At 33.0% G+C, this 13201-nt stretch carries 14 protein-coding genes; 11 read left to right on the top strand and 3 right to left on the bottom strand.

Features of this window, described 5'->3' with window-relative positions:
- Positions 1 to 197: 197 nt before the first annotated feature.
- The 5 genes from NNL09_RS00200 to NNL09_RS00180 all read left to right on the top strand — a co-directional run bounded on the left by NNL09_RS00200 (position 198) and on the right by NNL09_RS00180 (position 4782).
- Complete coding sequence (locus NNL09_RS00200) at positions 198 to 794, top strand: PASTA domain-containing protein (RefSeq protein ID WP_025666738.1); 597 nt, start codon at positions 198 to 200, stop codon at positions 792 to 794.
- Positions 795 to 796: 2 nt separating this feature from the next.
- The gene (locus NNL09_RS00195) at positions 797 to 1846 is read left to right on the top strand and encodes an RluA family pseudouridine synthase (protein ID WP_196910579.1); all 1050 of its coding nucleotides are present in this window, start codon (positions 797 to 799) and stop codon (positions 1844 to 1846) included.
- Between the two features lie 61 nt (positions 1847 to 1907).
- Positions 1908 to 2999, top strand: a complete 1092-nt coding sequence (locus NNL09_RS00190) for an AraC family transcriptional regulator (protein WP_025666740.1) — start codon at positions 1908 to 1910, stop codon at positions 2997 to 2999.
- An 88-nt stretch (positions 3000 to 3087) separates the two neighbouring features.
- Positions 3088 to 4431, top strand: a complete 1344-nt coding sequence (locus tag NNL09_RS00185) for an amidohydrolase family protein (protein WP_231389184.1) — start codon at positions 3088 to 3090, stop codon at positions 4429 to 4431.
- Between the two features lie 159 nt (positions 4432 to 4590).
- Positions 4591 to 4782: a cold-shock protein gene (locus tag NNL09_RS00180; RefSeq protein WP_024770737.1), complete on the top strand. Its 192-nt coding sequence runs from the start codon at positions 4591 to 4593 to the stop codon at positions 4780 to 4782.
- Positions 4783 to 4855: 73 nt separating this feature from the next.
- Here NNL09_RS00180 and NNL09_RS00175 read toward each other — a convergent pair whose 3' ends face one another.
- Positions 4856 to 6232 carry a glycoside hydrolase family 71/99-like protein gene (locus tag NNL09_RS00175; RefSeq protein ID WP_196910578.1) on the bottom strand — a complete coding sequence of 459 codons (1377 nt, stop codon included), beginning with the start codon at positions 6230 to 6232 and terminating at the stop codon, positions 4856 to 4858.
- A gap of 403 nt (positions 6233 to 6635) precedes the next feature.
- Between NNL09_RS00175 and NNL09_RS00170 the strand changes: the two genes are divergently transcribed.
- The 6 genes from NNL09_RS00170 (at position 6636) to NNL09_RS00145 (ending at position 11255) form a co-directional block, all read left to right on the top strand.
- Positions 6636 to 7037, top strand: a complete 402-nt coding sequence (locus NNL09_RS00170) for a VOC family protein (protein WP_196910577.1) — start codon at positions 6636 to 6638, stop codon at positions 7035 to 7037.
- Between the two features lie 93 nt (positions 7038 to 7130).
- Positions 7131 to 7892, top strand: coding sequence for a peroxide stress protein YaaA (gene yaaA / locus NNL09_RS00165; protein WP_025666744.1), 762 nt, complete (start codon positions 7131 to 7133; stop codon positions 7890 to 7892).
- A 296-nt stretch (positions 7893 to 8188) separates the two neighbouring features.
- The gene (locus tag NNL09_RS00160; RefSeq protein ID WP_254514197.1) at positions 8189 to 8440 is read left to right on the top strand and encodes a TRAP transporter small permease subunit; all 252 of its coding nucleotides are present in this window, start codon (positions 8189 to 8191) and stop codon (positions 8438 to 8440) included.
- Positions 8415 to 8690, top strand: coding sequence for a TRAP transporter small permease subunit (locus tag NNL09_RS00155; protein WP_254514196.1), 276 nt, complete (start codon positions 8415 to 8417; stop codon positions 8688 to 8690). Before NNL09_RS00160 ends, NNL09_RS00155 begins: the two co-directional genes overlap by 26 nt.
- A gap of 2 nt (positions 8691 to 8692) precedes the next feature.
- On the top strand, positions 8693 to 10039 hold the full coding sequence (locus tag NNL09_RS00150) for a TRAP transporter large permease subunit (RefSeq protein WP_196910576.1): 1347 nt from the start codon (positions 8693 to 8695) through the stop codon (positions 10037 to 10039).
- 85 nt (positions 10040 to 10124) lie between these two features.
- A complete protein-coding gene (locus tag NNL09_RS00145; RefSeq protein WP_231389183.1) occupies positions 10125 to 11255 on the top strand; it encodes a TRAP transporter substrate-binding protein in 1131 nt (376 codons plus the stop codon).
- A 64-nt stretch (positions 11256 to 11319) separates the two neighbouring features.
- Here NNL09_RS00145 and NNL09_RS00140 read toward each other — a convergent pair whose 3' ends face one another.
- Together NNL09_RS00140 and NNL09_RS00135 are read right to left on the bottom strand one after the other, a co-directional pair.
- The gene (locus tag NNL09_RS00140; RefSeq protein WP_196910574.1) at positions 11320 to 12144 is read right to left on the bottom strand and encodes a hypothetical protein; all 825 of its coding nucleotides are present in this window, start codon (positions 12142 to 12144) and stop codon (positions 11320 to 11322) included.
- 192 nt (positions 12145 to 12336) lie between these two features.
- Positions 12337 to 13176, bottom strand: a complete 840-nt coding sequence (locus NNL09_RS00135) for a hypothetical protein (protein WP_025666749.1) — start codon at positions 13174 to 13176, stop codon at positions 12337 to 12339.
- Positions 13177 to 13201: the final 25 nt, after the last annotated feature.

The raw sequence follows: 13201 nt of genomic DNA, 5'->3' as shown, positions 1-13201 counted from the left end.
AAGTGACTTTTGAAAACAAAAATATCATTTATCTTATAAGAAAAGCTTAAAACTTTCCGTTTTTATATATTTGTCCAAATTATCAAATAAGCCATTACAATAAAGTTAATGCTAATAATTAGAGTGATTATTGGTAAATTTTGTTTCCATAATCAGGAAGATTGTGTTTGACTATAACAATAACAGGTATATAACAGATGAGTGCATTTATAAATTTCTTCAGAGGTCTATTCAAATTTATTTACAGTAAAATATTTTTGATACAATTGGTTATAGCGGTAGCAATGCTTGCTATCTTATCTTATGTTGCGCTAGAGTGGCTAGAAAGTACAACAAATCATCATCAACGTATTGTAGTACCCAGCTTAAGTAAAAAAACATTAGATGAGGTAGGGAAGATACTAGAAGAAAAAGAATTGAGATACGAAGTTCAGGATTCTGCAAACTTTAATCCTGATTATCCAAGATATTCTGTATTAGAACAGAACCCTGTTGCAGGTAGCGAGGTAAAAGAAAATCGTAAAATATATGTTACTTTAAATCCGTCGGGTTACCGTAAGATCGAAGTTCCTAATGTAGTACAAAGAACCAGAAGACAGGCAGAACCAAAACTGGTTGCTCTTGGCTTTAAAATTGGTTCTGTTACCTATCAACCTAATATTGCGAGAGATATGGTATTAGAATTAAGACATAATGGTAAACGGTTAAAACCAGGAACGAAATTAATGAAAACCTCTGTTATAGATTTGGTTCTAGGGAATGGAGAAGGAGGAACTATAAATCTATCTAATTAATTTTGAAAGAAAACGAAGATACAAGAGATTTTGATGCTAACGAGGATGACCTCTATGAGCATCATCGGTTTGTGGCTGGAGCAGGGCAGGTACCGTTAAGGGTGGATAAGTTTTTAATGAATTTTGTAGAGAACGCAACCCGTAACAAAATACAACAGGCTGCAAAAAATGGAAGTGTTTTTGTAAATGATATTCCCGTAAAATCAAATCATAAGGTAAAACCAAATGATATTGTACGGGTATTATTCTCTCATCCTCCTTATGAAAATTTACTAACTCCAGAGAACATTTCTTTAGATATTGTATACGAAGACGATGTGTTATTGGTTGTTAACAAACCAGCAGGGATGGTGGTACATCCCGGTCATGGTAACTATTCGGGAACCTTAATTAATGCACTGATTTATCATTTTGATAACCTTCCGAATAATAGCAGTAATCGACCAGGATTAGTACATCGAATTGATAAGGATACCAGCGGACTGTTAGTAATAGCCAAAACAGAAGAAGCTATGACACATCTGGCGAAACAGTTTTTTGATAAAACCAGTCAACGCGAATATGTAGCGATTGTTTGGGGCAATGTAACAGAGGATGAAAGTACAATAGAAGGTAATATAGGACGACATCCTAAAAATAGATTACAAAATACTGTTTTTGAAGATGATGAAGCCGATAAAGGAAAACCAGCAATCACACATTATAAAGTTATAGAACGATTAGGATATGTTACATTAGTTTCTTGCAGATTAGAAACAGGAAGAACGCATCAGATTCGGGTACATATGAAATATATAGGTCATACTTTATTTAATGATGAACGTTATGGCGGAGAGAAAATATTAAAAGGAACTACGTTTACCAAATACAAGCAATTTGTAGAAAACTGTTTTAAGATTTTACCCCGACAAGCTTTACATGCCAGAACTCTTGGTTTTGAACACCCGGTAACTAATGAGCATATGCATTTTGAAACCCCGATTCCTGAAGATATGCAACAATGTATAGAGCGCTGGAAAAAATATGCTAAAAATCAATTATCAGGGGAGTAAAGGTGTAATCCCTGTATTTGATATATTCAAATAAAAATTTAGCTTTTAAAATATCCAGATAATGGAAATTTCTTTTTTAGAAATCTTTATTCTTATAGGAGTTATTCATGGTTTTGTCCTGGGAGTAATAATCCTGTTTTCGAGGTTTTTTAAAAATGAAGACAACGCATATTTAGCATATACTCTAATTATATTATCTATTATAGGATTAAATAATTGGTTTTGGGATTTAGGAAAAAACCCAGTGCTGATTTCAATATTGGATCTGTTTTTATGGCAATTCTTGTATCCAGTTACTTTATTGGTGTTTTTTATAAGAAAAATAAAGCACCCTTTGGCAAAAAGCAATACAGTTTTTTTTCTCTACATTCCTTTTTTCATCTTAAGCCTACTTAATGGTATTATATCTCTAGATACGATTTTTGGTCTTTATGAAATCATGATACCTAATAAAAAAGAAATCATCTTTTTCTTTTATAAAACAGTAAGTATAGTATCCGTTGTTTTTCCAATCATTTTTATGGCAATATCATTTAGATATTTGTTCTATTCAAACACAGCGTTTAGTATAAAATGGATAAAGAGGATCTGGATTTTTATTTCTCTTTTAGAAATTTATGGAGTTATTTTAGAAGTGTATAGATTTATGTATGATTATAAGATGCCATTGACATATTTGTGGGTAGGGGTTTCTGTTTTTATGTATTGGCTTATCTATAAAGGACTTTATCAGTTTAAACTATCTAATGACCAGTATGAAATTAGAAATCAACTACAACGGTCTAAAATCAACAAAAAAGCACATAAAAATGAAGTTAATTCCTATATGCAACAATTGTTGGTATTGATAGAGCGCGAAAATATTCATCATAACCCAGACATTAGCCGGGATAGTATTGCTCAAAAGCTTGGGATAAGTAGTGGGTATCTTTCAGAACAAATCAAAAAATCAAGTAATAAAAATTTTTCAGAATTTATAAATAGTTACCGGGTAAAAGATATACAACAAATGATTCTGGATCCTGAGTTCGATAAATATAGTATTCTCGCCATTGGTCTTGAAGCAGGATTTAATTCTAAAACTACTTTTTATACGGCTTTTAAAAAGGAGACAGGACTATCCCCCAACGAGTTTAAAAAACAAAATCAATAGGTTCGAATTTCTCATATTCTGACAATATGGAACGATAAAAATATACCATCTAGATAGGTTTGCAGCATATAAATTAAAACAAATAAGTATGTGTAAATCAAATAATCATAGGATATTTTTTCTAATGTGTTGCCTTTTCTTTGCTGTTGTAGGCAAAGCTCAAACCGAAACGATCTCTTTTGAAAATGTAAATGTAATCCCAATGCATAAAGAGATTGTTTTGTTTAATCAAAGAGTAATTATTGCAGATGGGAAAATAGCTGCAATCGAACCAGCTTCTCAAAAACCTTCAGAAAACATCAATATAACCATTAATGCTAAAGGTAAATATTTGATTCCTGGTTTAGCAGAAATGCACTTTCACCTTGAAAACAATGCGAAAAATGAGTTCAAACTTTTAATAGCTAATGGAGTAACAACAGCGCGAAATATGACAGAGTATGAAGGGCAGGACCAAATTGCTATTCGTAAAAAAGCGAATAATGATGAAATATTAGCACCCTATTATGTTACTACCGGGCCTTATCTAAAAGCCAATCATTTGCAAACTGTTGAAGATGTAATTAGTATGGTAAAAAAACATCATGACAAAGGATATGATTTTTTAAAAGTTGCAGATAATTTTCCTAAAGAGATATACCTAAAATTGCTAGAAGAGACTCATAAATATAATATTCCTGTTATTGGTCACGGTCAAAGAAAACTTCCATTAGAATATTCTCTTAGAATGAAATCTATAGCTCATATAGAAGAGTTTATGAATATATTCGACACCTCACAAAGAGCAGATACAGATTATCTAAGACAAGCAGCCATGCAGATCAAAACAAGCGGAGTATATGTGTCTCCAACTTTGGGAGTTTTTGAAATGATTAGTCGATATGCAGATGATAAAAAATTCGAAATACTTAAAAAAAGCGATGAGTTAAAATATCTTCCCGAGGCATATGCAGCATATTGTACTTCAGATAGTATTCATTATCGTACCAATACCTGGTTTACTGCACCAGAATCGCTTATTCGTCTTGATAAAGAATTACAGTGGCAGAAGAAATTTACAAAAATATTAAATGATGAAAAAGTGTTTTTACTAGCCGGAAGTGATACTTACGGTCTTTTTTTACCAGGGTTTTCATTACATCGAGAATTAGAATTAATCTGTAGTGCCGGACTTTCACCTTACGAAACCCTAAAGACAGCCACAGTGAACCCCGCCCGATATTTGAATCGAATAGCTGTAAGTGGTACAATTACTGAAGGTAAAAAAGCAGATTTGGTGCTACTTAATAAAAACCCTTTAGAAGATATTCGAAATACAAGAACTATTGAAGGTGTGATGATTAAAGGGAAATGGTTGGCAAGAAACAAATTAAATACCATATTGAAAGAAGTAGAAAATGAGTATAATTCTAAAAAGAAAAAAGAAAAATAGTCTCTTGTATTTTAATTAAAAAATGATGTATAATGTAGTTATTTGGTTCATTATCATCATATTTAGAGAACATTAAATAAAGGTTACTAAAAACTTTATTTTGAAATTAATAAGGATTACTGATCAAATAATAGTACCTTCGCGTTTTAATAAATTATAATGAACAAAGGAACAGTAAAATTTTTTAATGACTCCAAAGGATTTGGATTCATAACAGAAGAAGGATCAAACAAAGATCATTTTGTACACATTTCAGGTTTAATCGACGAAGTGCGTGAAGGTGATGAAGTAGAATTTGATCTACAAGAAGGTAAAAAAGGATTGAACGCGGTAAACGTGAAAGTATTATAATATACATTTGACTTTTTTAAAACACAAGCCTGTCGATTAGACAGGCTTTTTCCATTTTAAAACATACCAATCGTTAATAAAATCGCTTAACAGCTTTTAAAATCTTATCGGCACGTTGTAGTCGTAGTTTTTTTATGTACTTATAAGATCGATTCAAAATCTTCTGTACGAACGCATTTTGTTTATATTTTTTTCTGATATGATACAGATCCAAGGCTACCTGCAGATCATTAGGAGAAAAAGAAACTCCGGTGTATTGTTGTAAGAGTTGTAAGTAGGTAAAACCAAACTCTTGTGTGGGTTCAATCATAGTGCCTTCGCCAAAATCATTCCAGGTAATGATTTGAATAAAATCTGAAAGTTCGTGATGTGTATAATTAAGAGTTTCTGCAAAAGTATGACCAGAATTAAGATCAATAGTCCAATCATTACGGCCATCAGACCATCCTCCTTCTGTATAAAAACTCCTAAAACCGGGATAAGAAGATCCCACAGTTATTGCATTAGATGCTTGATAAGTGTCATAATAATTTTGATGAGCAAGTAAATGGTCTTTATCTACCCATAAAAACTCTCCAGAAGCATTCACTCCAACACGATCACTTGCTGCCCATAGTGTTAAAAAGTTTGGGCGATTTTCTGTAGGGAGTACATCAAATACCTGATTCCATTGGGTTTCTGTGGTTATATGATGGGGACCAAATACGAATAACATATTTTTACCATTATATTGCATGTATTTGGGGCTAGAGAAATAGGTGTCGTTAATGTATGTAAAATCTTCTTGCGCAGCTTCTATGATATCTGTAGTAAGAGATTGTTCTGCAGCTTGAGCAGCAACACGATCCTCATACATAATCGAAAATTCAAGACCTAAATCTTCCAGGGTATTAATAAAGGTCTCTGTTGATTTTTTTATCAATCCATAATCGTGTACATCTCTACTACCGTACCAATCAAAAATTACTCCATCAACTCCCGAGAGTTTCATCATTAAAAAGTGATATTCATGTAAATCGGGATCACTAGAAGAATATGGGCCAATAAGAGGATAATAATACGAGGCGATTTGCGAATTACCATTTTCATCTTTTATTTCGGGATCTTGATTACTCATTGTCCAGTGTTGACCCCAATATCCATCAAAATCTTTATTTTGAAACCATGGCAAATAATGTACATATACTTTTTTTGGATTTTCTTTAACGACATCCATACCAGAAATATCAACAATATATCCTTCCTTCTCAAGTTCTAAAAATTCTATTTCTTCCTCCAGAACTTTTAGTAATTCGGCATCAGTATATGTAGTGTCCTGAACAATTTCTGCTTCAGATTGTTCTTCAATCTGTTGTCGCTCAATTAAAGTAATATCTTCTTTTTCACAAGAATAAAAGAAAATAATAAAAAGAAAAATGAAAAAAATAAAGGTACTCGAAGATCTTAACATATCACAAATATTAAATTAAACGTTAAACAAAATGTCTAAAGAGTTTTTATGTTTAGAAGAAAATTTGTGGATAATTAGACAATGTGTTCTAATGTTTAATACATCAGAGTTCATGCTTTTGTGACGAAAGTGAGGGTTTCCCCTCTTTGTAATACGTTATTTGCATTAAAATTAGTTAAATTCTTTTTTTCTAAAAAGGAATATGGTGTTTTTTTGTTTTTTGTTAACTGAAAATCAGTTATTTATATTTGTTTCAAATAAAAATTAATAACTGCTATTGATGCTTCACCTCAGTGATGACAACCTATAGATAGAGATCATCAATAATTCAATAGATAAGAAATACTATGATTGATTTATGGTTTCATGATACCATCGTATTTTAACCATAAAACCTCTTAGAATGAAAATTAAAAGAACCGGAATTATTTTATATGTTAAAAAATATGAGGAATCTATTGTATTTTATGAAACTATTTTAGAGTTGCCTATTTTATTTCAAAATAATGAATTAACGTGTTTTGATTTGTATGGCACCTATTTAATGGTTGAAAAAGAAGACAGAGAAGATTACCTGAAAATGACTGAAATGAATGCAAAGACATTTAGCTGCATACGGATGAATGTAGATAATGTGCAAAGAGTAGCAAACCATTTAAAGAGAAAAGGAGTAGTCGTTGATTATCAGGAACACTATTGGGGAAAAGTAGCAAAATTTTACGATCCCGATAGCAATCTGATTGCATTTAAAGATGAAGAAACGTTTATTAAACAGATAGAAGAATATATTCTGAAATCAAAATAACTTTTGCAAATACCTAAATAGAGAATAAATACAGGTATAGATTTTAATTGTCCATAGACAATTGTATTTTTGAAGAACAAAAAAGTCACCTACATGAAAATTGTAATATCTCCCGCTAAATCATTAGATTTTGAAACTACATTACCAACTAAGCAGCATACGACTCCGACTTTTCTTACAGAAATAGAAAAGTTAAATGGTGTATTAAAGAAAAAAACACCCAAAAAATTGTCTGAGCTAATGAGTATAAGTGATAAGTTGGCACAACTTAATTGGCAACGTAATCAGGAGTTTCACCTTCCGTTTACAAAAGAAAATGCAAGACCTGCGGTATATTCGTTTAACGGAGATGTATATATCGGATTAGATGCGTATACTATTCCCGAAAAAAAATTAGATACATTACAAGATCAATTAAGAATACTTTCTGGATTGTACGGAGTTCTAAAACCTTTAGACCTAATGCAACCCTACCGTCTTGAGATGGGGACTAAATTAAAAGTAGGGCGAAAAAATAATTTATACGAGTTTTGGAAAAAAACAATTACCCAGTATTTTAATGATGAATTACAGGATGATGAATTATTTATTAACCTGGCAAGTAATGAATATTTTAGTGTAATCGATAAAAAAGCATTAAAAGTACCTGTGATTACTCCACAATTTAAAGATTGGAAAGGAGACAAACTTAAAATGATAAGCTTCTTTGCCAAAAAAGCCAGAGGAATGATGGTTCGTTATATTATAGATACTGGTGCAGAAACTATTGAAGATTTAAAAGGGTTTAATTACGAAGGGTATGGGTTTAGTGAAGAATATACAACTAAGCCTAATGAATTGGTTTTTGTACGATAACTTTAAGGTAATTTTAATACATATGTTAGTATCGAAAATCTTCGATACGTTATTTAACAATGAACTCATCCTGAGTAGTGGTTTTAAGCCGAAAAGTTTGGCTTTTGTGCCATAATGAAGTTATTTTTTTCAGCATAGCCTTAGCTACGTTGAAAAAAAATAACAAAATTAGAGTGCAAAATGTGGATTTTGTAGGCAAAAGTATTACTCAGGATGAGTTCAATTACTAACTTCCGTTTTCAAATGCATCTAATTTTAGTATCTTCAACCCAGATATTAGTAACACAAATCATTAGATGCAAAAAATTATCAATTTTCTCGACAGAGTTGGTGAGAAAATAGGAGTACTGGTTAGTTGGGTAGCAGCGTTACTGGCGATAGTCATTGGTCTTGATGTAATTATTCGCTATATCTTCAAGTTTACATATGTCTGGATGATCGAAATAGAGATTTATCTCTTCGGGATGATATTTCTTTTAGCGTCTGGATATACCTTTAAATACGAGAAACATGTACGGGTAGATGTTTTTTTATACCAAACTTTCTAGAAAAGGAAAAGCCTGGGTAGATCTTTTAGGAGGAGCTCTTTTGCTTATTCCCTGGTGCTACGTAGTTATTGTTTCTTCTTGGTATTATGGGTTGTCTTCTTTTATGATAGGAGAAGGTTCTCCTCAACCAGGAGGCTTACCTGCCCTATACATACTTAAATTTTGTATTACCCTGGGGTTTGTTTTTTTGTTACTTCAAGGAATATCCCATATGTTGAAATCAATTCAAATTATTTTTAATAAGAATTAGAAATGGAATACCTGGCAATACTACTATTTGTAATTATCTTCATTCTGATTCTAAGAGGATATCCGGTTGCTTTTACATTAGGAGGGATTTCGGTAGCCTTTGCTTTTGGGGTATCTATTTTTGCTCCAGAAGTGTTCCAGATGTCTACATTTTATTTGCTTCCTGCAAGAATAATGGGCGTAGTTAATAACTATGTATTAATGGCAGTTCCTCTGTTTATTTTTATGGGAATTATGCTAGAAAAATCGGGCCTGGCAGAGAGTTTGTTAGAAACTATGGCAATGATGTTTGGACGTGTACGTGGTGGTTTGGCAATTTCTGTAGTGATTGTTGGCGCTTTACTTGCCGCATCTACCGGGATTGTGGGAGCAACAGTTGTAACAATGGGATTAATAAGCCTGCCTACAATGCTTAAGCGAGGATACAAAACAGAACTTGCAACCGGAGTGATAGCATCGTCGGGAACATTAGGACAAATCATTCCACCATCGATTGTATTGGTGTTATTAGCAGACACAATCAATAGTTCATCACGAGGATCGGCCTCTGTAGATGTAGGAGCATTATTTTCTGCAGCACTACTACCAGGCTTGATATTGGTAGGATTATATATTGCCTATATTTTAATAAAGTCTTTTATTCATAAAGAAGATGCACCCAGTATTCCTGCAGAAGAGATTGCAGCATTTAGAGGGGCTAATTTTACTTCAAAAATTCTAAAAGTACTCTTCTTGCCAATACTCTTAATAGTATTAGTATTGGGTTCTATTTTTACAGGAATAGCTTCTCCAACAGAAGCTTCTGCTATCGGAGCTATTGGTGCAACCCTATTAACTGTAATTCAAAAAAAGTTTTCGTTTAAAATTCTAAAAGAAGTAGCTCAGGAAACTACAAAACTAACATCGATGGTGTTTTTTATTCTTTTAGGAGCAACGACATTTACCTTAGTGTTCAGAACGTTAGGAGGGGATGCATATCTACAAGAATTGATTATGTCATCTAATTTAACACCTCTTATGTTTTTGCTATTAGTGATGGTAGTGATTTTTATTGCAGGCTTTTTTATTGATTTTATTGAAATCGTTTTTATTATAGTGCCAGTAGTAACTCCTATTTTTAATGCTTTTGGTATGGATATGTTGTGGGTCGGGATTTTAATAGCACTAAATCTGCAAACGTCGTTTTTAACACCACCATTTGGCTTTGCTTTATTTTATCTTAAAGGAGTGGCACCGGATCATGTAAAAACCAGTCAGATTTATAAAGGAATTATACCATTTATCATCATTCAATTAATTATTGTTGGTGTAGTTGTATTTTTTCCTGAAATTATTTTTATATCAAAATAGAATACTAACATAGATCCTTTAGAAACGATAAAAGAATATCCTTTTTCTATTTCTAAAGATGTTTAATAATATAGTACTAAGTCTTATGAAATTTGTTATCATCCAAAAACATAAAATGTTAAGGTATTTGACCTTAGTAGCCACTGTAGTGTTATTTCTTTCTTGTTTGGGAGATCCGCCTGCAAGTATGCGTACCACTTCGTATGATGTGACTAAGCCAGACAAAGTGTTTTATTGGAAAATGACGACTACCTGGCCACCAAATTTTCCTGTAGTAGGTGAAGTTGCAGAGAAATACTCAGAATGGGTAGACGAATTGTCTAATGGGCAGATAAAAATAAAAGTATATGGTGGAGGAGAATTAGTACCTCCGCTAGAAGCTTTTGATGTAGTATCCCAAGGAACTATTGAAATGGGGTGTGGAGCAGCGTATTATTGGGCAGGAAAGACCCCCGCAGCACAGTTTTTTGCAGCCGTACCATTTGGGATGAATAGCCAACAGATTACCTCCTGGCTAGAAACAGGAGGAGGGTATGAATTATGGAAAAAGACATACGCCAAATTTAACCTTGTACCATTTATGGGAGGAAATACGGGAGTACAGATGGGAGGATGGTTTAACCGGGAAATCAATTCTGTAGAAGATTTTAAAGGATTAAAAATGCGCTTACCAGGAATTGGAGGAAAAGTACTAGAAAAAGCTGGTGGAGCAGCAGTTTTGGTTGCAGGTAGCGAGGTGTATACAAGCTTAGAAAGGGGAGTTATCGATGCTACCGAATGGATTGGCCCGTATCACGATTATAAAATGGGATTTCATAAAATTGCAAAATATTATTATACACCAGGATGGCATGAGACTGGTTCGCAACTTGAGTTTTTTATTAATAAGAACCTATACGATGGTTTGCCACCACATCTACAAGCCGTTTTAGAAGCGGCTTCTAAACGGGCACAAGTATGGGTTTTGGCAGAGTTTGATAGACAAAACGGTATTTATCTCGATAAGTTAATACATGAAGAAGGTGTTGAGATTCGTGAATTTTCTAAAGAAACTTTGGATGCTTTGCGAGGATTTACCGATGAAGCCATCCAGGAAATGATAGGAGATGATCCGCTTTCTAAAGAAGTATATGAGAGCTATTCTAGTTTTCAAAAAAAGATCTCCAAATGGTCCGAAGTAACAGAAAAAGCGTATTATAATAAAATACAGAAGTAATCAAAAAACCGTTTCAGAGAAATTTCTCTGAAACGGTTTTCCTTATCAATTATGATGGTAATTATTAAAGCGTGAAGTTTTCTTCTACATCCAAGTCTATAGTTGTAACATTTCCTTCAGAATCAGTTTGTGTTGCTACATTGTCGCAGGTTCCATCACCGTAATTTAAGGTAATGGTTGATGCATTTTCACTCGTTACAAGAATACCACTTACAACATATTTACAGTCATTTTCTACTCTCATAGGAGTGGTAGTTTTAGAAGTATATAATTCTCCACTACTAAACTCAGCTTTAGTGTCCATATTAATAAGAGTATATGATTCGGCAGATTCTTCATTAATTACGATTTCAACCGAAGTCGTATTCTTACTTACTACAGAAAGCCCATCATCCCAGATAAACTTATAATCAGAATCGGTAACAAATTTTTTGTCTAGTATATTGTATGTGGCAATAGAGCTTCCACTTACCGTTATACCATTAAAAGAAAAGTTCTCTAAGGTGTATGTTATATCAAATGCTAATTCCCCAGAAGCTTCTTTCATTTTATAGCTTAATAAAATTGTACCCGAAATAGCTTTTCCATCAGGAGACGTACAATTTTCACCAAAAGTGATAGTAGCAGTTCCTCCGGTTTCTGTTAACTCAGAGGTAAGGGTGACACAATCATTAGAACTATTCTTTAGACTACGACTAGCATTAGACGGATCATTCATGGTACCTTGTACCGCAGCGTTAATTTCTCGATTCGCAGACCTCACATCTTTATATTTGGCCGAGGTGGTAACCAGATTTGTTTCATTTGCGTTGTCATCGTCACTGCTACAACTAAACAAAAAAGCAGTAGCTACCAAAATACTTGCGAAAGCAATAATTCTGTTTTTCATAAGAAAATAATTAAAAAATAAAAGGTTTATATATAAATTTACTGAGGGGTATTGGGCGGCAAACTTAACCAATACAAGTAATGAGAGGTACTAATCCTATGTTAAAGTTTTTTTTAGATCCTTTTCGTGATATAACAAAAAAAACGTTTTAGAAATTTTCTAAAACGTTTTAATTCTTTTTGTGGGGTCTTACTATAATTCTATAGTAGTTTCATTGCCATCTGCATCAGTCTGGATAGCAATATTGTCACATTCTCCATCACCATAATTCAACGTAATAACCGCACTATTTTCTGTAGTTACCATCACACCACTCACAGTATATTGGCATGAACTTTCGTCGCGTAAAGGAGTTGTAATCTCTACAGCAAATCGATCACCATTACTAAACTGAGTGATGCTACTACCTGTAGTTAAGCTATAAAAAATTAGATTAGGTGGTGTATCCGGATTACTATTTCCTGGGAAAGATTCTGTCTCAAAATTTGTTTTACTAGTTGCAGAAAGCCCATCTTTCCATGCAAATGTAAAATCAGAATTTGTAGTAAATTTGGTGTTTCCTGTATCACTGTTAAAAGAAAATATAGTAGTTGCAGTCCCGCTCACAGTAATATCTTTATAGACGATCTTATCCAGGGTATAACTAATTTCTATTTTACTCTCTGCATCGAGTTGAAGACTAAAACTCATCTGAATACTACCAGAAATTACTTCACCATTAGGTAATTCACAATTATCACCAAAATCGATAGTAACAGTTTTCTTTTCATCTGTTACTTCAGAAGTAATTGTTGCACACTCAGGTGTTTTTATATTAGAAAAAGATTTATTACCAATATTAGTTTCGGTGTTGAAAACATTTTCTACCACAGAGTTGATTTCATCATTAGCAGCCGTGATGTCTTTGTATTGTTTAGAAGTCGTAACCGCAGTAGTTGGTATTTGTGTCTCGTCGTCGTCATTACTACAGCTAAGTAAGAAGCTACAGGTTATGAATAACAGGCCTGCATAGGCAAAAACTCTTTTTTTCATTGTTAAAGGCTTTAATTAATAAATT

It is taken from the genome of Aquimarina sp. EL_43, assembly GCF_943422735.1.
Taxonomy (GTDB): domain Bacteria; phylum Bacteroidota; class Bacteroidia; order Flavobacteriales; family Flavobacteriaceae; genus Aquimarina; species Aquimarina megaterium.
Note: the sequence above shows the minus strand (reverse complement) of the source record. Positions and strands in the feature narration are given on the sequence as shown.

Coding starts and splice junctions, on each gene's coding strand:
- NNL09_RS00200 (WP_025666738.1), top strand. CDS start 198: ATGAGTGCATTTATAAATTTCTTCAGAGGTCTATTCAAATTTATTTAC.
- NNL09_RS00190 (WP_025666740.1), top strand. CDS start 1,908: ATGGAAATTTCTTTTTTAGAAATCTTTATTCTTATAGGAGTTATTCAT.
- NNL09_RS00185 (WP_231389184.1), top strand. CDS start 3,088: ATGTGTAAATCAAATAATCATAGGATATTTTTTCTAATGTGTTGCCTT.
- NNL09_RS00180 (WP_024770737.1), top strand. CDS start 4,591: ATGAACAAAGGAACAGTAAAATTTTTTAATGACTCCAAAGGATTTGGA.
- NNL09_RS00175 (WP_196910578.1), bottom strand. CDS start 6,232: ATGTTAAGATCTTCGAGTACCTTTATTTTTTTCATTTTTCTTTTTATT.
- NNL09_RS00170 (WP_196910577.1), top strand. CDS start 6,636: ATGAAAATTAAAAGAACCGGAATTATTTTATATGTTAAAAAATATGAG.
- yaaA (WP_025666744.1), top strand. CDS start 7,131: ATGAAAATTGTAATATCTCCCGCTAAATCATTAGATTTTGAAACTACA.
- NNL09_RS00160 (WP_254514197.1), top strand. CDS start 8,189: ATGCAAAAAATTATCAATTTTCTCGACAGAGTTGGTGAGAAAATAGGA.
- NNL09_RS00155 (WP_254514196.1), top strand. CDS start 8,415: ATGTTTTTTTATACCAAACTTTCTAGAAAAGGAAAAGCCTGGGTAGAT.
- NNL09_RS00150 (WP_196910576.1), top strand. CDS start 8,693: ATGGAATACCTGGCAATACTACTATTTGTAATTATCTTCATTCTGATT.
- NNL09_RS00145 (WP_231389183.1), top strand. CDS start 10,125: ATGAAATTTGTTATCATCCAAAAACATAAAATGTTAAGGTATTTGACC.
- NNL09_RS00140 (WP_196910574.1), bottom strand. CDS start 12,144: ATGAAAAACAGAATTATTGCTTTCGCAAGTATTTTGGTAGCTACTGCT.
- NNL09_RS00135 (WP_025666749.1), bottom strand. CDS start 13,176: ATGAAAAAAAGAGTTTTTGCCTATGCAGGCCTGTTATTCATAACCTGT.